At 40.4% G+C, this 26325-nt stretch carries 17 protein-coding genes and 1 riboswitch; all 17 genes read left to right on the plus strand.

Features of this window, described 5'->3' with window-relative positions; genetic code table 11:
* Positions 1 to 1305 precede the first annotated feature (1305 nt).
* The 17 genes from V7D18_RS00765 to V7D18_RS00845 all read left to right on the plus strand — a co-directional run bounded on the left by V7D18_RS00765 (position 1306) and on the right by V7D18_RS00845 (position 25858).
* Positions 1306 to 1917, plus strand: a complete 612-nt coding sequence (locus V7D18_RS00765) for an MptD family putative ECF transporter S component (protein ID WP_426150482.1) — start codon at positions 1306 to 1308, stop codon at positions 1915 to 1917.
* Positions 1918 to 1919: 2 nt separating this feature from the next.
* Entirely contained in the window at positions 1920 to 2615 is a 696-nt protein-coding gene (locus tag V7D18_RS00770; protein ID WP_426150484.1) for an energy-coupling factor transporter transmembrane component T family protein, read from the plus strand.
* Between the two features lie 44 nt (positions 2616 to 2659).
* Positions 2660 to 3412, plus strand: coding sequence for a thioesterase II family protein (locus V7D18_RS00775; protein ID WP_426150486.1), 753 nt, complete (start codon positions 2660 to 2662; stop codon positions 3410 to 3412).
* Positions 3402 to 4109 carry a 4'-phosphopantetheinyl transferase family protein gene (locus V7D18_RS00780; RefSeq protein ID WP_426150488.1) on the plus strand — a complete coding sequence of 236 codons (708 nt, stop codon included), beginning with the start codon at positions 3402 to 3404 and terminating at the stop codon, positions 4107 to 4109. The genes V7D18_RS00775 and V7D18_RS00780 overlap by 11 nt, the downstream gene beginning before the upstream one ends.
* Positions 4099 to 5658 (plus strand): AMP-binding protein, encoded by a 1560-nt coding sequence (locus V7D18_RS00785; protein ID WP_426150490.1) that lies wholly within the window; start codon positions 4099 to 4101, stop codon positions 5656 to 5658. The genes V7D18_RS00780 and V7D18_RS00785 overlap by 11 nt, the downstream gene beginning before the upstream one ends.
* Entirely contained in the window at positions 5655 to 9062 is a 3408-nt protein-coding gene (locus tag V7D18_RS00790) for an amino acid adenylation domain-containing protein (protein ID WP_426150492.1), read from the plus strand. Before V7D18_RS00785 ends, V7D18_RS00790 begins: the two co-directional genes overlap by 4 nt.
* Positions 9063 to 9084: 22 nt before the next feature.
* Complete coding sequence (locus V7D18_RS00795) at positions 9085 to 14619, plus strand: amino acid adenylation domain-containing protein (RefSeq protein ID WP_426150494.1); 5535 nt, start codon at positions 9085 to 9087, stop codon at positions 14617 to 14619.
* Between the two features lie 55 nt (positions 14620 to 14674).
* Positions 14675 to 15757 (plus strand): NAD-dependent epimerase/dehydratase family protein, encoded by a 1083-nt coding sequence (locus V7D18_RS00800; protein WP_426150496.1) that lies wholly within the window; start codon positions 14675 to 14677, stop codon positions 15755 to 15757.
* A complete protein-coding gene (locus V7D18_RS00805) occupies positions 15738 to 16499 on the plus strand; it encodes an alpha/beta fold hydrolase (RefSeq protein ID WP_426150498.1) in 762 nt (253 codons plus the stop codon). Before V7D18_RS00800 ends, V7D18_RS00805 begins: the two co-directional genes overlap by 20 nt.
* 15 nt (positions 16500 to 16514) lie before the next feature.
* Entirely contained in the window at positions 16515 to 17468 is a 954-nt protein-coding gene (locus V7D18_RS00810; RefSeq protein ID WP_426150500.1) for a helix-turn-helix domain-containing protein, read from the plus strand.
* A gap of 20 nt (positions 17469 to 17488) precedes the next feature.
* Positions 17489 to 18952 (plus strand): ABC transporter ATP-binding protein, encoded by a 1464-nt coding sequence (locus tag V7D18_RS00815; RefSeq protein WP_426150502.1) that lies wholly within the window; start codon positions 17489 to 17491, stop codon positions 18950 to 18952.
* Between the two features lie 155 nt (positions 18953 to 19107).
* Entirely contained in the window at positions 19108 to 20928 is a 1821-nt protein-coding gene (locus tag V7D18_RS00820) for an ABC transporter ATP-binding protein (RefSeq protein ID WP_426150504.1), read from the plus strand.
* A gap of 5 nt (positions 20929 to 20933) precedes the next feature.
* On the plus strand, positions 20934 to 22667 hold the full coding sequence (locus tag V7D18_RS00825) for an ABC transporter ATP-binding protein (protein ID WP_426150506.1): 1734 nt from the start codon (positions 20934 to 20936) through the stop codon (positions 22665 to 22667).
* Between the two features lie 60 nt (positions 22668 to 22727).
* Positions 22728 to 24101 carry an MATE family efflux transporter gene (locus V7D18_RS00830; RefSeq protein ID WP_426150508.1) on the plus strand — a complete coding sequence of 458 codons (1374 nt, stop codon included), beginning with the start codon at positions 22728 to 22730 and terminating at the stop codon, positions 24099 to 24101.
* 51 nt (positions 24102 to 24152) lie between these two features.
* Positions 24153 to 24518, plus strand: a complete 366-nt coding sequence (locus V7D18_RS00835; protein ID WP_426150528.1) for a metal-dependent transcriptional regulator — start codon at positions 24153 to 24155, stop codon at positions 24516 to 24518.
* Positions 24519 to 24665: 147 nt separating this feature from the next.
* Positions 24666 to 24800: a hypothetical protein gene (locus tag V7D18_RS00840; RefSeq protein WP_288827828.1), complete on the plus strand. Its 135-nt coding sequence runs from the start codon at positions 24666 to 24668 to the stop codon at positions 24798 to 24800.
* A 64-nt stretch (positions 24801 to 24864) separates the two neighbouring features.
* Positions 24865 to 24953: riboswitch (cyclic di-GMP riboswitch) on the plus strand.
* A gap of 410 nt (positions 24954 to 25363) precedes the next feature.
* On the plus strand, positions 25364 to 25858 hold the full coding sequence (locus V7D18_RS00845) for an RNA polymerase subunit sigma-24 (RefSeq protein ID WP_426150511.1): 495 nt from the start codon (positions 25364 to 25366) through the stop codon (positions 25856 to 25858).
* Positions 25859 to 26325: the final 467 nt, after the last annotated feature.

Consider the following 26325-nt stretch of genomic DNA (forward strand, 5'->3'; position numbering starts at 1 on the left):
AAAGCAAGGGCGAATATACCAGTAGATATAATAATGATTGCTAATATCTCTAACCATCCAAGATTCTGTTTGAAGAACATAAAAAGCAGAATTGCATAACAGCACCGGAAGAATTTTGCACAGGTGAAGAAATGGACAATTCAATATATCGAAGTCCAATATATCCTATGGTCATAGAAAGAATATAGCATAATGAGGGAACTTGGTATGGATTTCCTGATTATGCAGGAGGAGAACCCGTTACTTTAGAAAGGTTTAAGCCTGATGGTGGTGTACAGCCAGAATTCTTATTACATGGACATCCGAGTATACCACCAAAACCATACACTGTATTTCCACCAGACTCGACGATAATAGGGTTTGATTTTAATCCATATAGCTCATTTGATACAGAGGGAGATATTTATATTGCTGAGTTTGGTAGTTTTCGATTAAGCAATATAGGCTATTTAACCACCCAATACCCAGCTGGCTTCGGAAGATCCATTTCACCTTTTATCCGAAGCAACGGCAAACCCCGATGGCAGTGCCGTTGCGTCTGGAAAAGAAATAATTATTTTCGATGAACCTACCAGCGGATTAGACTATCGACATATGCTTGAGGTATCAGAAAAATTAATACAGCTAAAGGAAATGAAAAAAACGTTGTTTCTGATAACGCATGATCCCGAACTGATATACAAATACTGTACATATCTTATGTTTATTGAGCATGGTCGTATATTATGGCATCGGTCTATGGATAACGAGGTTGTAAAACTTTTGCAGGAATTTTTCTCCCATGAAAAAGGTGATTCGGTAATGGCTATATAAAAATGAATAAATACTTTGAAGTGAGCTGAGAGAAAAATTATCTGTTACAAGGACTAAAGAGAACTTATTTCGGAAAAAGTTATTTAAAGCCGCAGAACTTTTGGTAATAGATGGTAAATCAATCTATCCTGAAAGTCTGCGGCATTTATTGATTTAAGGATAAAAGTTACATGAGTGTGAATGCTAATATAAAAGTGAGCCATGGCTCAAAAATTCATTGACATTCACACATGAGAAAAGAACAGACATGGATGTGGCTCGTCTATTGTATAAAGCTGATTTCTCATCAAAGTGAGAATGGTCAAGTGTTCTTTTGACGTTAAATAAATTGTTAAAATGGGCTATTTTGAAAAAAATACACATTCAATGGGGTAGAAATAATAAAAAGAATCCTGTAAAATACAATAGAGTTAGTCAAAACTAACAAGCTAAAATTACAACCAGTGGTTAGCGAAAACTAACCGAAACCATATTTTACAGGAGGAACTTTATATGAGTGAAACAAAGGGAAGCAAGTTTAGTATCAGAGACGTGATCACGGTCGCAGCCATGTTGGTAATTAATTATATGATAGCGATGGTGATCAGCGCTGTCACATTGCCATTTTCAGAAGTGTATTTATACGGTTCTGCCGCCATTGACGGCTTTTTAGGAGCTGTATTTTTCCTTGTAGCGGCAAACCGGGTGAACAAACATGGGTTGCTGTTTGTGTGGGCGGTTGTGTATGGCCTTATCCAGGCGCTTATGGGTTACGCCTTCTTACTTCCGTATTTCTTGGTTGTAGGAGTTATTACGGAGCTGTCTATGATTGGAAAAAATACATACAGAAAGCCGGTTCGCAATATGATTGGTTGGGCTTTAAACAGTATTGGGAACTTCGTTGGTTGCGCTGTGCCTTTATGGTGGGCATGGGATAGTTATAAAGAAATGGCGCTAAATAGCGGCTTTTCACAGGAAACCTTAGATATGCAGTTTTTAATGTCAACCCATCCAGGGCTGATGCTGTTGGGATGTGCAATAACCGGACTGCTTGCTGTATTAGGTGTTCTGTTTGGCCAGAGATTATTAAGAAGACATTTTCAGAAAGCTGGTATTTTGGAATGATTATGAATCATAGTAACATTAGAAAAGTGGAGCAGATAGATGGCAGAACAGTGTTGCTATTGGCTGTCTGCGCATGCTTCACTTCCTTCTTAAGCACCAGTTTGCTGGGACATGGTTTGTATATGATATGGCTTTTTCTACTGTTAAGCTATTTTGAATTATTTACGATGGGATTAGGGATGCTGGGAGTATATATCCTGTCGGTGGTTTGGCTGGCTATTAATACAAAATACCATATCTCTTTTCCATCGCCGTTGCTGTTTCATATGCTTTATCGTTTATTGATGCCGTCAATGATTGTGTGCTTACTGGTACATATTCCTTCGGGCAAATTGACTTCAAGTATAAGAAAATTGCCAATTCCCGAAAATATTATGCTGATTTTAATTGTTATGCTCCGGTTTGCTCCCACCGTTGTTCACGAGTTTGGTGAAGTAAAAGATGCTATGAAGGTAAGAGGATTTTTGAGATCTATAAGGACAGTTCTTCTTCACCCGCTTAGTACACTGGAATATGCAATTGTCCCTATGGTTTTCAGAAGCCTGAAAATAGCAGATGAGCTGGCCTCTTCTGCCATAGTCAGAGGAATTGAGAGTCCATGCAAAAAAGATAGCTATTACATTATAAGTATGACTGCAAAAGATGCTTTTTTGATAATGTCCAGTACCGTTATTGCAGTTATTTGTTGCTGGGTTTAAATAAGTGGTGGTGGCAGGTTAGTCGGAATTTAGGAGGTGAAGGTATGGTATACAATGGGAAATTGATTAAAAATTCGGAAGGTATTTTCCCTAAAAGTACAATTATGTTTTGCTTTCCATATGCAGGAGGAGGAGCTGCATTCTATGCGAAATGGATTCAATATTTTGACAAGCAACTCGTGGTATGCCCTATACAGTTGCCGGGAAGGGAAGAACGTATTGGTGAGAAGCCGTATCTGAATATGCAATCATTTGTAAAAGACGTTGTAGACGCTATCATGAGGTTTGACAATGATTTTGTTTTATTTGGCCATAGTATGGGAGGAAAAATAGTTTTTGAAGTTGAAAAAATGCTTGAGAGCAACAACCGGATAGCAAAGCTGGTAATATTTTCCGGAAGCAGAGTTCCCCATATTCCGGAACCACAGCCGATATCCCATTTGACAGAAAAGGAGTTTATGGTCGGTTTGGAGCGATATGACGGTATTCCAGAAGAAATAAAAATGGATAAAAGACTGTTGAACTTTTATATGCCCATAATCAGATCGGATTTTATTCTGGACGAAAGCTATTATCCGGAGGCACCATCAAAATTGAAATGCCCTGTTTTAGCAATAGGCGGGAATGAAGATAAGGAAGCAACCCTGACTGATATAAAGAGGTGGTCTGAATACGCGCAAAGCAAGTTTCAGTATTATCTTTTTAGAGGTGGACATTTCTTTATAAAAGAAGATGAGGAAAATGTATTAAAGTTAATTCAAGAAAAAACTGAGGAGTTTATAAACTGTGAAAATTAAAGTTATTCGTCCTAAATTCACTTCACGGCACTGCTTTATGAATACTCTTCCTCCGGAACAAATACAGGTTTGGATTCTGCATTGGAGAAGTATGACAGATTGGGTCAAAGAGAACTGGGGAATATTGGAGGAGAAGGAAATAGAGCAATATACATCCTTTGTAAAGTATGAAGACATGATGAGAGGTGCATTAGGACGAATCGCTGTGAAAAAGATTTCTTCATCTTATCTTGGCAAAGAGACAAAAGATATACAAATAGAAAGTGGACATTTTGGGAAACCATATTTGTGCTGTTCTGGAAGACGTTTATCAATTAATTATAATCTCTCTCATTCGGGAGAGATTGTAATGCTTGCTTTTGGGCGTGATGTTCCGATTGGTGTAGATGTGCAGGAGATAAAACAAATGCAGGAATACCAAAGACTTGCAGAATACTATTTTTCACCAGAAGAAAGAGCAGCTGTTATCAGGCAAAATAATATCGAGCTCTTTTTTGAATATTGGACAGCGAAAGAAGCTTATGTGAAAGCAATCGGGTGTGGGCTTTACAAAGACTTTGCCTCTTTTTCTGTGAAAATTGGCGGAATCAGCAGTGAAAGATACAGTAATCAGATTTGGCGGATTTGTCAAATTGCTGTAGATAAATGCCATAAGGCATGCTTGGCATATGGAATGAGGAATGAGAATGAACTATGAGAATAAATTGAGGCCGGCACAGGAGAAAACTATAGACACCTGGCTGGGAGAAACATTTAAATCTAATAGAATTAAGATAGCTATAGTGGAGGACGCAAATCGTATTACCTATGGAGACCTGGAAAAGAAAATTAACCAGTATGGCTGTTATTTCAAAAAGCGCGGGATAAACAAGGGCGAACTGGTTGTTTTGCGAATACCGAATGTAAAAGAATTTGTATTTGCTCTGCTGGGTTTAATTAAAATAGGTTCAATCCCAATTATTACGAATTCTTTATTTGGTGAGAATGAATTAAAGGGTATTTTTGATAAGACAAATGCTTCAACATTGGTTTTCTGCAATAAGGACGAGTTATCATTAAAAATTCACCAGTGGCCTGCAAGCAGGCATCTTTGTAAAATCGCGGTAGAGGACATTGACAAGGGCTTGGAAGAAGACACGGAAATTATTAATGATGAAAACAAGGAGATTGACAGCATAGCCATTCTTATGTTGTCAAGCGGAACAACCGGAGTTCCTAAATTAGTGCCAATCACCCATAGAATGATTTATTGGCATATATATGGATATAATCAGAAATTCCAGTTTACGTCCGCTGACAGTTATTTGACTTGTCTGCCGATAGCACATAAGGTTGGGCTGTATTCACCCGGGATTCTGAATGTTTTTTTTGCAGGGGGAAAAGCTGTTTTATGTAATAACCTGGATTGCGATGATATTTTTACTCAAATCGAAAAAGAAAACATTACAATTACAGCCTTAGTTCCGACGTTGGCGCGGATTTGGAATCAGTATCTGAATCAAGGTTGTGGATATGATTTGAGCAGCATCAAGAAAATCATTATTGGAGGTTCCTTAGTTGACGAGAACCTTGTTACAAAATTGATTGAAAAGGTGGAATGCGAGATCTTGCCGCTTTATGGGGCAACGGAAGGGTTGGCCCTGTATAGTGTTTATGATAGCAGTAATCTTGGCGATGCGGTAGGCTACCGTTATTCGGTGTCTGGCTGTGAAGAAATCCGGATTATAGATGGGAATGGCATGAACGTACCGCATGGTGAAGAAGGGGAACTGGTAATTCGCGGACCGTTCACCATCAAAAGTTATTATAATCAGGAAGTCGGCATGAAAGATAAGTTTACCCCGGATGGATTTTATAGAACTGGAGATAAAGTAAGATGGGACTCCACATATGGATATCAGGTTCTGGGAAGGATTACGGACGAAATAAATAGGTCCGGTGAGAAAATAGAACCAAGAGAGATTGAAGTGTTTTTAAGCGAGTACCCGAATATTGACGAGGCGGTTGTAGTAGGTGTTGAGGATTTTCTTATGGGGGAAAGAATCTGTGCTTTTATCATGACTGCGGATGAAAAAATTAATTTGTCAAACATTCGAAAGTTTCTTATAGAAAAAGGTTTGGCAACATATAAGCTACCGGATCAGCTTGTGAAAATTGACGAGTGGCCACTTACTTCGGTAAAAAAGATTAACCGGGTAAAGTTGCGGGAGATTGCAAAAAACACGGCGGTAAAGGAGAAAATATGAAATCGGAAATTACATATGCAGAACTGCGCCAACTTGCAGCAGAGATTGGTGAATATTCTTATACTGCAGATATAGAAAAAGTGAATTTAATTGAAGCCGGATTTGAATCTTTAAAGATAATGCTGATTTCCAGCGAACTAAGACGAAGGGGTATAAAGGTCCGCGTTTCTGAATTGCTGAAAAAACCATATCTGGCTGAATGGTGGGAAATAATAAAAAGTCAGGGTTCCAGCACTGAATATAAAAAGGAGATCGATGAGAGCCAGCCAGAAATGATGGAATTCCCTCTTACTGATGTTCAGTATGCGTATTGGGTGGGCAGAAATCCGGACCAGGTGTTGGGAGGAATTTCGTGCTATCTGTATTTTGAGTTTGACTGTGGGGAAATTGACCGGCAGAGATTATCAAAGGCGTGGGAAGGAGTGCAATATCTGCACCCATCACTCCGGACAAAATTTTTGGAGAGTGGTACCCAGGTTATTCAGGATAATCCATATAATGCCGGTATCATAATAAATGATTTACAACAATTAGGTGAAACGGAAAAGAAAGAGAAACTGGAATCGGTAAGGAATGAGTACAGCCATAAGGTATTGGCTGTTGAACGAGGTGAAGTGGCAGTACTCATTTTATCAGTGATAGACAAGAACAAAACTGTCTTGCATTTTGGCATTGATTTGCTGGTCGCGGATTTAAAGAGCATAAAGATTATTTTTTCGGATTTAGAAAGGTTATACAATGATTATTCATTTGAGAAACTGCAATCGCGGTATTCTCTTGAAAGGCTTATGAACCGCAAAGAAAATGATGATAGTTACCGAAACGCGGCCACTTATTGGAAAAAATACTCTGATACCCTGCCGGAAGCGCCGGAACTGCCATTAAAGAGAGCGTATCAATCGGTAAAGAAACCGGTATTTAAAAGAAGAAATTTTATGTTGAAGAAACCGGATTGGGACGGGCTTACAGCAAATGCCGCGAAGAACCAGATCACACCAGCAATGATTCTGTTAACCATTTATACGCAGATTTTAGAGCGATACAGCAATCAATCCGATTTTTTGATGAATATACCTTTGTTCAACAGACCTTCGGAGGCTGAGAATGTGGTGGCTGACTTTACCAATATCCTCTTGCTTTCTGTGGAGAACATTGAAGAAAGGAGTTTCATTGGTAAGGCAAGAGGCATTAAGGAATCCTTTTTGAAAGCACTGGAACATTCTGCTTATTCCGGTGTGAAAATAATAAGAGATATACTAAGGTCACGGCCAACGCAAAAGCTTGTGGCGCCAGTCGTATTTTCCTGTGATTGTATGGAACCAATCATTACTGATGATTTTACGGGGAGTTTCGGTAAATTAGAATATATTTCTTCGCAGACACCACAGGTTTTGATTGATTTCCAGGTTATGAGATTTCCGGAAGGTATTTTACTTTCGTGGGACACGGTGGAGGATATATTCCCGGGAGGCTTTATCGAGGAGATGTTCAATGCCTATATAGAGTGTTTACAATGGACCATATCTAATCCTGATAAATGGGGAGAAGAGCTTCCTGTAATATCCGAGACAAAATTTACAGAAAGATATAAAGGCATAAATGAAATTGGAGAAAAACAGAACCTTTGTCTGCATGACCAGGTTTTTAGAAATGCAATAGACCGCCGCAGCAAGACGGCCGTTATTGAAGGAACCGGCAGAACCTGGACTTATTATAAGTTGTGCAAAGAAGCGGAGAAATTGGCGGGTTTATTAAAACAGGCAGGTGTAGAGCCTGGAGACAGGGTGGCTGTGCGATTGCCCAGAGGAGCAGGGCAGATAATCTCGGTATTATCAATATTATTGCTGGGTGCGTGTTATGTGCCAATCGGAATGAACCAACCGGATAAGCGTATCGAAAAGATTATGTCACGCGCTGATATAAGATATATGGTGTCTCACGGCTATCATTCAAAGGTAAACAGGGTGAAAATCATTGATGTAAATGACCGGGTGAAGCAGGAGGGGGTATCTGCCGATGGACCAGTGAATCCTTCCAGCAGTGCTTATATTATTTTTACCTCTGGAACTACAGGGGAACCCAAAGGCGTGGAAATTTCCCATTCTTCAGCCATGAATACAATCTGTGATGTGAACAGAAAATGTAACATCAGCGAAAAAGATAGTTTATTGGCGGTGTCTTCTTTGGAATTTGATTTATCGGTTTATGATATATTTGGTATTCTTGGGATAGGCGGAACCATTATCATGTTGGATGAAGCAAGTAAAACAGATGCTGCCCAATGGTTGAATTTAGTCACCAGATATAGCATAACTTGCTGGAATTCAGTACCTTTTCTATTACGGATGCTTCTGGAACAGGCACAGGCAGAGGAAATAAAATTGCAATCCCTTAAAACCGTATTGTTGTCCGGGGACTGGATTGGTACGGATCTACCGGCAAAATTGACGGACGTTGCTCCAAATTCTGAATTAACAGCTCTGGGTGGAGCGACCGAAGGTTCTATATGGTCTAATTATTATCGTGTGAAGCTGCCTGTTCCTAAAGAGTGGGTATCAATTCCATATGGAGCGCCCCTGGACGGACAGCTATACAGAGTTGTTGACCAAAAGGGAAGAGATTGCCCTGATTGGGTGCCGGGAGAATTATGGATTGGCGGTATTGGAGTGGCAAAGGGCTATGTTGGAGATGAAACCACTACGAATAACAAGTTTGTATCATTTAAAAACATAAGATGGTATAAAACCGGTGATATGGGAAGGTTTTGGAATGATGGAACAATTGAATTCCTGGGGAGAAAAGATACGCAGGTAAAATTCAGAGGGTACCGGATTGAGCTGGGTGAGATTGAAGTAGCAATTAACAGGACAGAAGGTATTAAGAGTTCTGTTGCTTGTATAATTTCGGAAGGCGGCAGCCAAAAACTTTGCGCGTTTATCGTTAAAAACGACCCGGATAGTGAGCTGATTCAGGACAGCATAATAAATCAATCGCTTAGTTCCTACCTTCCTCTATATATGATTCCGTCCGAATATCAATATGGAAAATCTATACCGTTAAATTCAAACGGTAAAGTTGACCGTAAAACGGTAACAGAACTGTTTTTAAAGGAACGTCAATCCGCGGCAGGCTATGAAGAACCGCAGGGAGCTATAGAGGAAGAATTAGAAAGATTATGGAGAGAGGTACTCGGTTCCGCAAAGTATTCAAGAGATATCAGCTTTTTTAAAGCCGGAGGTGATAGTTTAAGGGCGATTATGCTGATTGATAAAATTAAAAAGTCACATTTAGTCAATGGAGATCTGGGAACTGCAACATTAGTTAATGCCCCTACGATTAGAGAACTTGCAATTCAGATTCAAATAATTAATCAGGGTACGGAGTTGATAGTTGATACCATATAACTGCAGACAAGGAGATAAAATCATGAATATCCAACAGTACATTAATGAGCTAGCAGAAAAAGAAATTGTAATTTGGTGTGAAGGTGATTCAATCAAGTTCAAAGCTCCGACAGGGGCAATGACAGAAGAAAGTAAAAATAAGCTGAGACAGTATAAAGCAGAAGTTCTGGATTATTTAAAAGCACATAATAACTTAATATTCACCAGTGACACGAAACGGAGATATGAGAAATTTCCATTGACCGACATACAAAATTCCTATGTTATGGGAAGAAATCGGTTATATGACTTAGGTGGAATTGGCTGTCATGGTTACATAGAAATCGAAGTTGATAGAGTAATTGACCCGGCGCAGCTGGAGATTGCATGGAATAAAGTGATACAGAAACATGACATGCTGCGGGCGATTGTGTCGGCTTCCGGTTATCAGATTGTCCAGGAGGCAGTACCTTCTGTGGAAATCACAGTACTTGACGGGCGCAATAAGGATATTAGTGCCGAGCAGGAAGAACTGAGGGCTAAGTTGTCTACGAAGCAGTATCAGCTTGGGACGTGGCCCATGTGTGATTTGGCCTTGAGTATCGGGAAAGAAAAAAGCATTATTTATTTTTCATTAGACATGCTTATTTCTGATTTTGCGAGCATGAACGTAATGTTAAATGACCTTGAAAGGTTTTATGAGAATCCTCATGAAATCATTATACCAACTACGTCTTACCGGGATATTGTTTTATATCAGGAGAAGAGGAAAACATTTAACAGCAAATTCAGGCAGGAAGCGGAGGTTTATTGGAATAAAAAAATACCAGTAATGGGAGACGCGCCCAACCTTTCGGTTATTGGGACAGAGGATAATCAGGAAGTGAGTTTCCTTCAGAAGAAAATGTTTATAAATAAGAAGCAGTGGGAAGCTTTTGTTGAATTGGCAAAATCTTATAATATTACACCATCCGTGTTTGTTATGGCGGCACTGGCGGAAGTAATTGCGGTCTGGTCCGGTGACAAAAAGTTCTGTATCAATACTACGTTGCTCAATAGACCGGAAGTGGCTGAGGATATATATGAAGTGGTTGGAGATTTCACAGACGTAAATATTACAGCCATAGATATTGAATATAGCGAAAACTTTTTGGAAAGAGTGAAAAAGCTGCAGATGGATCTCTGGTCCGATTTAGAGCATAAGGATGTGTCCGGTGTGGAAATAATACGACGCCTTACAAAAGAGCGCAAGAAAAATGTAATTATGCCGGTCGTATTTACAAGTACGTTGGGTGTTAGTTCAAAGGACGATACAACTGTAAAAAACAGAATTGTATATAAGCTGAGCCAGACTCCACAGGTATATATAGACTGCCAGGCTGCAGAAGAAAACGGTGGCGCCACGATTAACTGGGATGTACGCAATGGTGTATTTGAGGACTATATAATAGATGAAATGTTTGGAAGCTTTGCGTTGTTGATTCAATCTATGGCTGACGATAATAATGGAGTTTTCCAGGAAAAATATCCGGTCAAGCTTACAGCGGAAACCCTTAAAATAAGAGGTGATGTAAATAATACTTCTAAAAATATTATGCCGGCAATGCTTGAAGATGGATTTCTGAAATCATTTGAGCTCTATCCTGAAAAAACAGCATTAATAACTGATAAGGGAGAATATACTTACCGGTCCCTTGGAGGCTATGTGAATGCTGTCCTGCGTATTTTGAGCGAGGCAGGAATCCAGGATGGCGACAAGATAGGCATTGATACTAAAAAACATGTATGGCAGGTAGCTGCGGTATTGGCTGCTCTTATTTCCGGAGCAACTTATGTGCCAATTGATGTACAGCAGCCGGATAAACGCAAAGGAAAAATAATAAAGAATGCAGACATTAAACTGCTTTTTGCAGAATTGGAGAATGAGGAATTAGAGCAATACTGCAATATAGTAGATGTTCACGGTCTGAAACCTGAACCGACAGAGACACTGCCGGCAAACAAATTAGATTATGACAGGCCGGCTTATATTATATTTACGTCTGGAACAACCGGTGAACCAAAAGGGGTTATCATGACCCATCGCGCAACATCAAATACCATTGCAGATGTTAATGAAACATATGCAGTTGGTGAGGGAGATGTGTTCTTAGGGCTGTCTAATCTATCCTTTGACCTTTCTGTATATGATTTATTTGGCTGCTTTTCAGCAGGGGGAACGTTAGTATTACCAGATACAAATAAAATACGGGACCCTAAGTATCTGGCGGAATTAATAATCAGGCATAGGGTTTCTATTATAAATGCGGTTCCGGCTTTGCATCAGATGATTGTTTCTTATCTGGAATCCGCAAATGTCAGTGTAGATTATCAGGTGAGACTGTTATTGCTTTCCGGTGACTGGATTCCCGTAACCTTGCCGCAGCGGGTTTATAATCTGTTTGGTAAGTGCCGTGTTGTCAGCCTTGGTGGAGCCACAGAAGCGGCAATCTGGTCAATCAGTTACGATATACCTAGAAATGCTGTATTTACCAAAAGCATTCCTTATGGATATCCAATGTCAAATCAAACATTTTATGTTCTGAACAGTGAAATGCAGCCTTGTCCCAATGGAGTGGATGGAAGTCTGTACATTGGAGGAATCGGATTATCCTCCGGCTATCTTAAGGATGAACAGTTAAATCGTGAAAAGTACCTTAGTCTTCCTTGGAGCGGAGAGCGCATTTACAGAACCGGGGATAAGGGCTGCTATTTACCGGATGGAGTTATTATTTTTAAAGGACGCGAGGATGGTGATAACCAGGTTAAAATACACGGTCACAGAGTTGAACTGGCTGAAATAGGTTCTGTTTTAAATGAGCATCCGCTAATTGAAAGGGCTGTTGCTTTAGCTTTAGGAGAAAGCCCAGAGGATTTGCATATTGATGCAGCAATTTCCCCAATCAGGAAAAAGACTGTAGCTTCACCGGTTCCGGACGATAAAGAGACATATTTGCTTAAGTCCATAAAACAATATTATGAAGAACATATAGACCAGGATTTACTTGAAAAATGGATTAAAAAATCAGAAGAAGTTGTTTCGGCAGATATATACAACACTTTTAGACACTATGGTATTTTTTCAGATGAATCCAAAGCCTTCGGTTTTGAGCAAATCGTAGAGATGATGTCGATTCCAGAGAAACTACATAAACTGACTAAAAGGTGGCTGCAGGTATTGGTTAATGAAGGGATTATCTCATGCGAAGCCAATACATACAAAGCTTCTGCGATAAACGCAGATTTAGGTTCTAAAAAGCTTTGGGGAGAGTTTTATGAAATAGAGGACGATTTCCAATACAGCAAAGAGTTTGTTGATTATCTGAAGGAATCGAGTGACTTGCTTCCTGAACTAATTCAGGGAAAAGAAGACCCTCTGAATATTCTATTTCCAAAGGGCGATACAGACCCGGCGTTGGCAGCTTATCATGACAACAAAGTAAATGGGATGCTCAACAATATTGCTACGAAAGAAATACGTTATTTGTGCGAAAAGAAGAATAAAAGGAGTCCGGAGAAACCCTTTAGAATATTAGAGGTGGGTGCCGGAGTGGGAGGAACCTCTCTCGATGTGATACCTGAACTTGAGGGCTGCAATGTAGAATATTATTTTACTGATCTTTCGGTTTTCTTCTTAAATAAAGCACAGGAGAACTTTGGTAAGTATAATTGGGTAAAATATGGGATTTTTAATATCAATGAAGATTTCATATCGCAAGGGTATGAGGCATTTAGCTTCGATGTGATTTTATGTGCAAATGTGCTTCATAACTCGCAGAATATTAACAGTGTTATGAAAAATTTAAAGGGCCTATTATCTGAAGACGCATCCATTATCATACTTGAGGAAACACGAACAAGTTACCTGTTGCTAACATCAATGGAATTTAAGGATGGCTTAACCGGTTTTACGGATGAGCGCAGCGAACATGACCAGACATTCTTCACACGAACACAGTGGGAGAATATATTTAAGAGGCATGATGGGCAGCTGCTTTATGAATTCCCTGATAAGAGCAGCAAATTGGATTTAGCGGGACAGACAATATATGTAGTTCGCTTTGCTGGAGAGTATGAGCAGTTAGAAAAAGAGGAGGTTAGAAACTATTTAGAGAGTACGGTATCTCCATACATGATTCCAAACCAGATTTTGATTCTACCGGATATGCCATTATCTGCAAACCGAAAAGTGGACACCAGAAAAATCAAAGAATACTTTAAGAATTGGGACCGTAAGGAGAACATTAAGAAAAAGGACGAATTGCCCCAGACAGATTTGGAACAGCGCATTGCAGAAATATGGTGTAAAGAATTAGGGCTTACTTCAGTGGGGAGAAATGATGACTTCTATCTGGTTGGCGGAGATTCTCTGCTGATTGCTCAAATCATCGGGAAGATGATGGACAATATATCGGAAGCATCTGGTTGGGAGTGGAGCAGCCTTCTGACAGAAATGATGAAAGCACCCACTATTAAGCAGATAGCAGAAAGCCTTGTGAAACATCAAAATGATAAGGGGAATTTTGAGGACCCGTCCTTAATGGTTTTGAAAAATAGCAGTTTGAACAATGAGGAATCTGTTGCAAAGGTTTTCTTCCATGCCGGAGCGGGAACCTTGACACCATATACGGATTTGCTGTCTCGCATAAAAGAGGACAGCAAGGACAGTGAAAGCATTATCGGTTTTGTTTTTGGAAATGATGCCGAGTATATTTCCATGGAAACCAGCCAGACCTTCCGGTTGCTGGGAAGAAAATATGGTGAGATATTGGAAAAAATGGGCTATAAAAATTATATTCTTGTGGGCCATTGCGTGGGTGGTCTGATTGCCCTGGAAACAGCACAATATCTGAGGAATAAGGAAAGTTCTGTTTCTGATGTGACGCTGATAAGTACAGGTATTCCAAAGAGGAAAGAGAACACAATTTTAGCGGACGCATCGGATGAGATATTCCGGAATGCATTGCATTCAAGTCTGGACAACGAACTGTTGTTGGAGCGGATTTTTGCAAGGGTGATTGGGGCAGATGCATATAAAGCAGGTTATCAGGTAAGTGATGAGCGATTACAGCAATATATTGAATATATTTCCAGATGCGGAAGCGGAGAAATTACTGTTAAGGCATTATGCGAAACAGGTGGGGAGTATGAAGATGTGGCAGAAGAGTTCCGCCGGCTCGTCAGCTATACGATTTCAGAAAGGCTAAATGCTTTATACCGTACAATTGAGCGGCCCAATGGGGAGTTGATGGAACATCAGCTGAAGATGCTGAATGTACTGTTCCGGATATTCTCACAAAATTTCAGGTGCGTGTCCAGTTATATACCGGAGCTTTACTATGGAAACATAAGGATTTTCTGCTGTGAGATTTTAGGGAGCCATTTCTATCCGGGATTTTTTGAGGAAGATTTTGAGACATGGAAACCTTATATTAAAGGGAATTTAAAATATAATACAATTGCAGGCCAGCATTTTGATTGTATTATTGGCGATAATCTGGAAAAAAACATTTCTAAGATTTTGGATTTTAACTATTAACAATGGTCAAGGGGTGTTCATTACTGTATGGACACCCTAGAAAAAGGGGACGAATATGAAGAAAGTTGGAATATTAGGTGGAACTGGTGAAATAGGTAAAAGAGTTGTAAAACTGTTGGAGAATCAATATGAGCTGTTAGTTTCCTATCATTCGATAAAACCATCAGTTACTGCCCAAAACCAATATGTCCAATTAGATGTAAATATATCTGATGATTTAGACTCCTTTTGCAGTCAATGCAGTATTATTGTAAATTGTGCGGGTGCCTCCTTTGTCAATGGAGAAAAAATTGCAAGGGCAGCGGCTAAGTATCATATACCTGTTGTGGACCCTTCTGGTGAGGCATTTTTAGAAGACAGAATCGCAGATATAAAGAACGAATCGGTTTTTGTATTATCCAGTGGTTTCTTCCCAGGAATGACTGGCCTGTTGATGAAATATTTATGTGAGGGCTTAAAGTCAGTAGATTGTATTATGGGGCTGAGCATTACGAATGAAATTCCGAGCAGATCTGCAATCGAAGATTTTATTTTGACAAATACAGCCGGATTTGGAACCGCATTAAACTATTATGAAGATGGTGAGTTAAAGAGGGATGAAACACCAATCTATAGGATTGTAGAAAATAAGGAGTACACACTGCAAAATTACTATACCATAGAATTACAGCGGATTACTCAAAATTATAAGCCCAGGAGGGCAAACTGGTACTATGCCTCTTTTGGAGAAGAAATCACGAAATTAATGCAGGAGGCAGTCATCAAATACGGTTTGAAGCAAGGTGATGAAGCATTGCAGCAAAGCATTGATTCCATTATCAAGCTATTTGAAGTGACCAGTGGTACAACAGCGGCATATAATTATATACATATTGAAGTAACCGGTTCAAATAATAATCAGGATCACCTAAAAACTGCGGTCGTACATAGTTCATACAGCAGTGATATTAGTTCAATCATTGCTGCCTATACGGTTAAGGCTCTGGTAAAAGAACAACCAGACTTCGGAATTTATTATGCTATGGATATCGTGGATTTAGAAACCGTTATACATGATTTACCACAATTAAATATTGACCTGGCTTTGACAGATAAAATATTAGAGAAGGAGGAAACCTATGAAGAAGGATCAATCTAAGATTCATCTGCGTGGGAATAGAAATGGTAAAAGAGTGCTTCTCATACATGGAATGGGATTCAATTGGAAGAATTGTTTTGATAAGGTTCTCCATATATTAGGAAAAAATTATTATTTCATAATCCCGGAATTGTCAGGCCATAATGCTTCGTCCGATGGTGCGGTTACTTCTGTCATTCATAGTGAAGCTTATATCAGTAATTTACTGCAGATGAAGGGAATAAATCAGGTAGATACAGTTTATGGTATTTCTCTGGGTGCAAGTATTGCGCTTGAACTTGCATTCAAAGGTGATATTAAAATAAATAAACTGATACTGGACGGCGGACAATACGAATCCATGGGAAATATGAAATACATATTCAGCCTTATTATGGCGTGGCAGATGAATCGTGTTTTACATGGAAAGCATATGATGAAATACATGCAAAAACAAATGGGATATTTACACAATAATGATGCCCAGGTTCTTCAGCCAATGGGGTGTGCTGGCATAACCTTTGGAACCTTATTTCAGACTGCTCTTGCAGCGTACAAATATGATATCCGGGACAGGGAAGAAAGAATATCAACGGAAGTAGTAATTATGTATGGCGGCAATGAAACATATGCTCCAAATTCTGTTAGTTTAATTGAAAGAGTCAGTATTTATCCCGTTATAGTCCACGCATGTGAGGATATGGGACATGCGGAAGCTTTGAGCAGGAAACCGCAGATAATCTGCAACATAATAGGAGCATAATGGAGGATAAAAATCATGCCAGAAAAGCAGGAAGTTCAAGAATGGTTCGGCCGGAATGCCAGAGTTATGCACAGTGACAGCGATTGTTTAATAGAACGGTACGAATGCCAGGGGAAGGGATTGATTGTTACATACAAAGTATTTGAAGGAATGGAAATGGTTTTTATGGAATTTAATTCCGAAGATGCTTTTATCCCGGTAACTCCATACAGTGAGATTCTGGAGATTTCCTGTTGCCGCAGGGGAAGAGTTGTCTGTGAATTTTCAAATAATATATGTGCCCATTTGTCGGAGGACTATTTCTGGATTGGCAGCGGTGAGCATTTGCCGGCTTCATATTATTTTCCGTTCGGTTACTTTGATGCCGTAACGCTGGTGATTGATGAGAAAAAAATGAGTTTGTCTACTAAAAAAATAATGGCTGATTTTTCTATAGATATCAAAGCGATTGAGGAAAAATTAGCATTGAACACAGCATGGTATATCAGCAAGATGCCTTCCAAATTACAACGATTGTTTGATGAAATCTATGAAGCAAAAGGAAAGGAAAGTACCTGCTACTTTGCAATTAAAACTCTGGAACTACTTTTCTATTTACAAAATATTGAACGAAGTGATGCTGAGGAAGAACAATATTATCCCAAAGACCAGATTGAGGCAGTGAAAGAAATATGGAACTACATGATTACTCACTTAGATGAGGAACGTTCACTTAAACAACTGGTGAAAGAAAAAAATATGGGGACTACCATGTTTCAAACAATATTTAATCATGTTTATGGAGATTCCCCATATGCATTTTTGAAGAAATACAAAATGGGGATTGCTAAAAAGCTGATTTTAGATGGTGAAATGAAAATTGGTGAAATTGCCTTTTCATTAGGGTATTCCAATGCAAGTAAGTTTTCTGTTGCATTTAAAGATGTTTATGGTATTTTGCCAAAAGATTATAGAAAGCTGAGAAGCTAATTAGAATATGGAGAATAATAATGGGAAAAGAGATAGAAATGCAACATGTTACATTTTCATATCAACATAAAATCCCCCAGCTTACCGATATCAATTTAAATATTAAGGCAGGGGAAACGGTGGTTATAACCGGTCCGTCAGGCAGTGGAAAAAGTTCGCTGACCAGAGTTATTAATGGACTGATTCCTTATTTCTATGAGGGCGATTTAAAAGGGACAGTCAATGTAGAGAAACAACCCCTTTCCAATTATCCATCCTGGGAGAGGGGAAAGATTATAGGAAATGTGTTTCAGGACCCACGGAGCCAATTTTTTGCAAATGAGGTGGCAGGGGAGATTGCGTTCGGATGCGAGAATTACGGGTATTCGCACGAAGATATTGTGGCCCATGTCCATGCTTCAGCCGATAGTATGGGTATAGATGGTATATTAAATTATAATATTCGGAATCTTTCCTATGGAATGAGACAGAAGGTGGCGATTGCTTCTGCTGAGGCAATAGAGCCGGAGATTTATGTTATGGATGAACCCTCCGCAAATTTAGATACGGATTCAACAGAGCGGCTAGGTAATACAATAAAGAAACTGAAAGAGAAAGGAAAAACAATTCTGATTGCGGAACATAGACTATACTACTTGATGCCAATTGCAGATAGGTTTTTATATATAAAAGATGGCCGCATTATGCATGAATTTACGCAGGCTGAGGTCAGGCAGCTGGCCGCAGAGGAAATCAGAAAGTTGGGCTTAAGAACCCCTGACCTGCATACGATGACCTGTTTTCAGATGCCACTTGAAAATAACAGTGAAGTAATTTTAGAAGTAAAAGATTTATGTAAAACATTTGGCAAGTTAGTGGTTGCAGACCACATCAACTTTTCCTGCAGAAGAGGAGAGTCTATAGCTATCATAGGTTCCAATGGGATGGGAAAAAGCACGATGGGAAAAATGCTCTCCGGATTATTAAAGGAAGATTCCGGTCGCGTTACTTTGTTTGGAAATAAAAGCAATATAAAAAAGAGAAGGGGAACTGTCTGGTATATTCCCCAGGATCTCGACAGCCAGTTATTTGGTGAGGATCTGATAGACGAGCTGATGCTGGGCAGTAAAGAATCGCCTGAAATAAAGGAAAAGGCTGGACAGATATTAACAGAATTGGATTTGTATGAGTATAGAGAACAACACCCGTCCACTTTGTCAGGTGGGCAAAAACAGAGGCTCGCATTGGCAGTGGCGTTGATGCATGATGCTCCTATTATTATTTTAGATGAACCGACCAGCGGTCTTGATGGGGTAAATATGAGAAAGGTCAGCCATGTTATTCAGAAATTGGCTGGGAGAGGACGTACAATTCTGGTGATTACTCATGATGCAGAATGTGTGCTGTCTTGCTGCCAGAGAGCAATCAGGCTGGAAGAGGGGAAGGTAACAGACGATTTTCTGATGAATTCTTCCGATTATTTACTGGAGAAAATGGGGTATTGAGCTGTCTGTAAGAGAGTAAAGTTGTTGGAATTTCGGGCTATTTTCGGAAAATTATTTTGGAATGGAGTAGAGAACCGTGGATTTTTTCGATATAATACAATGCAGTTAGTTAGTTCTAACTGTAGCGCTAATATTATGGAATTGGAGGAACAATAATGAAACAGGAAAAGAACAAGGAGGAGAAAAGGAAAACAGGAATGGCACGTTGCCTTGAGCTGGCATCAGAACACAAAGGATTAGTTCTTATTTCAGGAATACTGTCTGCGTTGGCGGCAGTATGTTCGTTTATACCCTATCTGTCAATCTATTATGTTATCAGGGAACTGATTTTGGTGTTTCCGGATATGTCAGCGGCAGATATGCCTGCCATTTTGATGTGTGGCTGGTTTGCCCTGGCTGGCATTGCAGGAAATGTGGTACTTTATTTCTGTGCTCTGATGTGTTCCCATCTGGCGGCCTTTGGCACATTGTATGAATTGAAATTAAACTTTGCGGATCATATCACTGCAATCCCATTAGGATATCATCTGACCATCGGAAGCGGTCGTATGAGAAAGATTATGGACGAGAATATAGAAAGTATCGAAAAGTTTATCGCCCATCAATTCCCGGATTTTGTGGCATCTCTTGTGGCTCCGCTCATTTTAGTCATAATTCTTTTGACGGTTGACTGGCGCTATGGTGTCGCCTCTCTGCTTGGAATTGTGCTGGCCTTTGCCATTCAATTTTTAGGATTTAATGGGGACGCCAAAGAGAAGATGCATCATTTTCAGTCCGCCCAGGAAGATATGAATAATGCATCTGTGGAGTATGTACGAGGCATGCCCGAAATCAAAGCCTTTAATCAGACGGCCGATTCCTTTAAAAGACTAAGCAAATCTATAACAGATTACACTTCCTTTGTATTGGAATATGCCATGGGGTGGAGGAATTGCATGCCTGCGTTTACAGCGATTATCCACAGTATCTATCTGCTACTGATTCCTGTGGGAATATTGATTGGAAGAAATGTGACGGATTACAGGAGCTACTCCTTAACCTTTATCTTTTATTTGATTTTAGTGCCGGCCATATCCGGTATCTTAAATAAAATTATGTTCATTTCTGAGTCATTTACCCAGATTGACGGCAATGTGGAGCGTATGGAAGATATTTTACATATTCCTGTTTTACCGGATCACAGAGGAGGCGCCAAAGAGCAGGGTAAGGATATTGTCTTTGATCATGTGAGTTTTTCTTACGAAGCCGAAGCGGACGTGGTCGTAAAGGCGTTGGATAACGTGTCATTTCATGCCAAACAGGGAGAGGTGACGGCAATCGTTGGTCCGTCAGGGGGCGGAAAGAGCACCATTGCTAATTTGATTTCCCGTTTTTGGGATGTGACAGACGGAGGCATTCAAATTGGAGGAGTGGATATCCGTGAAATTCCTCTTTCGGGACTGATGAAACAGGTAAGCTTTGTATTTCAGGACACATTTCTTTTTAAACAAAGTGTTTTGGATAATATCCGGATGGGAAATCCCGATGCTACAGAGGAACAGGTTATAGAGGCAGCAAAGGCAGCCCAGTGTCACGAGTTCATCGAAAAATTACCGAATGGATATCATACAGTGATTGGTTCTGCCGGAATACGTTTGTCCGGCGGGGAACGGCAGCGCATTGCTATTGCCAGGGCCATTATCAAAGACTCTCCCATCATAGTGCTGGATGAGGCAACCGCATTTAGCGACCCGGAAAATGAATATTTAATCCAGAGAGCCTTTGAGAAATTAATTAAAGACAAAACAGTGGTTATGATTGCCCATCGGCTTTCTACAATCCGTAACGCCGACCAGATTCTTGTCATAGAGCAGGGACATCTCATTGAACAGGAAACCCATGATGTATTAGTAGCAAATGGCGGAAAATACACACAGATGTGGAACAGCTATGTAGAATCAGTCAATTGGAAAATCCATACAGGGAAGGCGGTGTAAACGGAATGAAATTTTTACAAGAGAGACTGTTATTATCTGATAAGGGGTATTCAGACCTTAAAAAAGCAATTTTTGCCTGCACATTGACAAACCTGTCCATCATGCTTTCGGCTGCGATTCCAATTCTCTTGTTCAGCCAGCTTTTAAAGCCCTTTATGGGGCAGGAGATATCCTGGTCAACTATGTGGGTGTTACTGGGATTAGGAGTGATTGCGACAATCCTGGTCTTTATCGCTGCTAAGAATGATTACAAAAAAACATACCTTGCCTCATATAAGGAAGCAAGCAATACGCGGTTACGGATTGCAGAACATTTAAGAAGGCTCCCCATGAGCTTCTTTAACACAAAAGACTTGTCAGATATTACTACAAATATGATGGCTGACTGTGCCAGCATGGAGTCCATGCTTAGTAGTACAATTCCTCCGCTTATAGCAAATATTATTTCGGTTACACTTACATGCGTATGCTTAGCCTTTTTTGACTGGCGCATGGCATTGGCAATATTCTGTACCATGCCTGTCTGCTTTTTTATTATTTGGTGCGGCCGCAAGCTGCAATTACATCTGTTTGACCAGCAGGTGGGAGTGAAGCTGGCGGCATCCAGTCAGATCCAGGAGTATCTGGAGGGTGTCAAGATTATCAAATCCTGTGGATTAAGCGGAGAGCGTTTTTCAACGCTGAATAAGGCTCTCATGGCAATGAAAAAGATGGCAATTAAAGTGGAATTGGCTTCCGGTATACTTGTGCAATGTGCGAGTCTGATCTTACAGGCAAGCCTGGGAATCACTATATTTATCGGTACAGTCCTGATTACGGGGGGACAGATTGAACTATACCCTCTTCTGGTTTTATTGATGTTCTCTACCCAAATATACGGACCGATATTATCTATCCTTTCACAACTTACCAGCCTGTTCCATCTGGGAACGGTTACAAAACGGATGCGTATACTGCTGAATACACCGGCTATGGAGGGAGAAGAACAGGATATTAAAGATTATGATATCGAGCTAAAGCAGGTTACATTTGCCTATGGAAAAGAAGACGTAGTAAAAAATGTATCAGCAAAAATAAATACGGGCAGCATTACTGCCCTGGTTGGACCGTCCGGAAGCGGAAAGAGTACCCTGGCAAAACTTATTGCCCGCTTTTGGGATGTAAATAAAGGTATTGTGACAATCGGCGGTAAGGACCTGAAACAAATTGAACCAGAGCATTTAATGCGCAGCATGTCATTTGTTTTTCAGGACGTGACCTTATTTAATGATACGGTATTTAATAATATTAGAATCGGAAATATGAATGCTAGTGATGAGCAGGTTGTATCGGCTGCAAAAGCAGCTCATTGTGATGAGTTTATCAGACGGTTGCCAGAGGGATATGACACGATTCTCGGTGAAAACGGCAGCACCTTGTCAGGCGGAGAGAGGCAGCGTATTTCTATTGCCCGTGCACTGCTAAAAAATGCTCCCATTATTCTGTTGGACGAGGCAACCGCTTCCCTTGACCCGGAGAACGAGGTATTGATTCAACAGGCCATTGCCAGACTTGTAGAAGGAAAGACGGTTATAATGATTGCCCATCGTCTGCGGACTGTAGTAGATGCCGACCAGATCCTGGTATTGAACGAGGGGGAACTGGTGGAGCAGGGTACACACAAGGAACTTCTCGAACATAAAGGACTGTACAGCAAATTATTCCACATACAGCAGGAAAGTCTCGGTTGGACGGTCTAAAATAAAGCAATTTCCGGTAACTTAAAAAGTGGATAGTTAAAAAGATAAGGATGTGATATTATGTCAAATAAAAATGATACTCGATCTATGCTGCTTCATGATAGCCCGCAAAGTTTGGTATTAAAACTTAGTGTACCTGCGATTATCGGTATGGTGGTGATTGGGCTTTACAATTTTATGGACGGAGTTTATGTGGGACAAATGGTGGGAGATAACGCTATGGCTGCGATATCTGTGTCATATCCATTTACACTTGCTAATAGTGGTATCTCCACACTCATTGGTATCGGCTCCGCTTCAATTTTATCCAGGGCGATTGGAAAAAAGGACCAGTCTACGATTGACAAGATAATGGGAAATCTGATAGCCATGAATTTGATATTTTCACTTGTCATCATGGTTGTGGGCATGGTTTTTACAAAACAGATATTGATGCTCTCTGGCGCAAGAGGAGAAATTCTGGAACTGGCGCTCCGGTATTTACGCATCATTTTTGCAGGCAGCCTGTTCGTCAATTTTGCACAGTCCTCAAATATGATTATGCGCGGCGAGGGATTGTTGAAACAGGCAATGCTCTTTAGTGCGGGTTCCGCTATTATGAATATTATCCTTGACCCGATTTTTATTTTACTTCTCAAACCCTATAATATGGGTATTGATGGAGCTGCTTATGCAACAGTGGCTTCGCAGATCGCTTATGCAATAGCTTCCCTTTGGTATTTTAAAAAGAAAAGCAAGAATGTGAAAATCAATGCAATTCGTGTAGAAAAAACTCTTTTTTCTGAAATCATCGGTGTAGGTTTTTCTGCAATGCTGATGCAGGTGATGATGCTGGTACAACAAACTGCACTTTATAATCTTGCGGCACAGTATGGCGGAGATACATGGCAGATTATACTCGGTGCAACATACCGGGTAGTGTCTTTTGCATTTATCCCCCTGTGGGGACTTTCCCAGGGTTATCAGCCGGCGGTAGGGACCAATTACGGCGCAAAACAATATGACCGGGTAAAGCACATCACCAAAGTGTTTGCTATCACAGCAACTTTATTAGCGCTTATTTTCTACCTGCCGATTATGTTAGTACCGAAGACCATTCTTTCCATGTTTATTACGACGCCATCCGTAGTCGAACAGGGGGTGGGGGATTTTCGCTTGTTTTTCCTCTCATATATTTTATTGGGAGTCTGGATTGTGGTTCTGACCTTAATGCAGTCCCTTGGCAGAGCTACAAAGGCAAGTGTTCTAGTTATCTTACGCCAGATAGCTATTTACATACCTGCAGCCATTATCATGCCTTATATTGCCGGGTTCGGTGTACATGGAGTATTTGCTGCTCCGCTTATTACTGATGTGACAGTCTTTATTGTTGCGGTTGGTATGATGATAAATGAGTTTAGAAGAATGGACGCTTTAAAAGCTTCCGGGAGATAAGAAATCTGGATTTATTAAAACGGTATAGGAAACATGGGAGGTGATGCAACGCTGAAACTTCATACGTCAGGAGAGGATTACCTGGAGGCGGTGTTTATCCTGCAAAAACAAAATGGTATGGTACGTTCCGTTGATCTTGCCAGACACATGGGGTATACCAAAGCCAGTATCAGCCATGCAGTGACTGTCCTCCGTAATGGCGGTTATTTGACAATGGACACTGACGGTTACCTTCATTTAACCGATAATGGCCGCGAAATAGCTGAAACGATATTTGAACGCCATCAATTCTTTACGGAGCAGCTTATCGCTGTCGGTGTAGACAAGGCAACGGCAGAGCGGGATGCTTGCCGAATTGAACATGCAATCAGTGATAAAAGTTTCAAAAAGCTAAAAGAATACATTGAAGGAATTTGACATATAGGTGGGAACAGTAATGCCTATCTGATCGCAACGGTTCGTCATACAATGGACTGCTCAATGGCGAAAACAAGCTTATTTGCTGAGCTAACTATTTTAATATTGACGGACGTAAAAGGGTAAAAGGAATTGGGTATTTCATCTATGTATAACTCTGTGGGAGTAACTCTCTACCGGACTATTTTTGATAAGTTGGCAAAGACCGGCTGTGATTTAACACAGGGCTATTTTTATAACAAGCCCCTTCTGGCAAAAGTATTTGAAGATAAGTATTTATAGTTCAATTGTCCTAAAATGTTTTTAGAAAAGTGATGTTATGAGTACCGGAGAAACAACAAATTAATAAGCATATGGGCAAACCCAATAAAAGTTGGGGACGCAAAGCTGAGGGTCTAAGACGTTTTCGAACGTTATGATAGTCTGGCTGCCAAAACCACGCAGGGTCCACCCTCTCTATATAGAGGATGGGCCCTTGCTCATTTTTATGGCTTTTGACGGAGTGTTGGATAATCAGGATACTGGCTTTCGCCCGCCACGGAAGAACGAGGTATTTCTATGAGTAACAACACCCTACCTTCTGCACGGAGGTGTAGATAAAAACAACGCAATTCATCTATGTCACCCATTACATATACAATTTCATAAGTCTGTTCTAAAAAAGTCAGCATTTTGCTATTGGCAATCTGCTGACTTTTTTTATTCGACAAGAAACCGTTCACAACGACAGAAAATTACAGAGTTTTACAATGATTTGGCATCCGAGGCAGCTATAGTACCTCGCTGCCGTTCTCCTCCTCTGGGCTTTGGATTTTATAAAAATTCAAAGTTCGGAGGAAAGGATCATGAAAAATTACAAGGAAAGTGATTATGCTCTCAATAAATTCAGCGAGGGCATTGTTTATAAATTTGCAGACCGTATCGTGGAAGTGACGCTGGAGGATTATCTTGCGGAGAATCCGGGGAGAACCGCAGAGGACTTTCTGGAGCTGAAAGCTCTGTCGGATGAAATCTATCACGAACAGGTCATGCAGGAAAACCGGACAAGCCGTCTGGACGTGAGTCTGAACGGATTGGAGGAAACAGAAGCGCTTGCTACACCCCCGCTTGATACAGAATTAATACATAAAAACGAGAGCAAAAGGGCTATGACTGCGGCGAAAAAGCTGCTGGACAGTGGAGAGCTTACAGAAATTCAACGGCGGCGGTTTATTCTACATTTTTTTAAAGGTTATTCCTATCGTAAAATTGCAGCCATAGAAGGGGTATTCTTTACCTCTGTGGCGGAGAGCATCACAGCCGCTTCTCATAAGTTCAAAAAATATTTTAAAAATTTTTAATCCGATACCCGTACACCCCCTGTTTTTTTGACATTAGGTGAAAGGAGTTTTTCTAAGACTCCTTTCGCCTGATCCTTGAAAACAGAATATAGTCGGTGTGGTGGGTAACTTTACCGGCAGGAGAAGCGACATACCGGGATGCGCCAAGCGGAGGGCAATGCCCTCCAAGCGATAAAATCTGCGGTAATTACGTTCTGTGGTGGAACGGATTGCGATGATTCCTGCCGAATATCATGATACTTCTGTACAAAAAAGCAGCCCGGTAAGTGACCGGGAGAACGCATCACCCTCGTTTGAGAAAGAATGAGGGGCGGCTTTTATGGATCCGGCAGCAACCGGCCGGATCGCCCACACACCTTTGCTTTAGAAATAAAAATCTATCGTGTTCTATGGAAGCGGTAGAAACCATGCGGCGGAACAGGCTTTTTAAGTTAAACACTTCTCAAACCGTTCCTGCTTCCGCCGCA

The organism is Lacrimispora sp. 38-1 (assembly GCF_049890855.1).
Lineage (GTDB): Bacteria > Bacillota > Clostridia > Lachnospirales > Lachnospiraceae > Lacrimispora.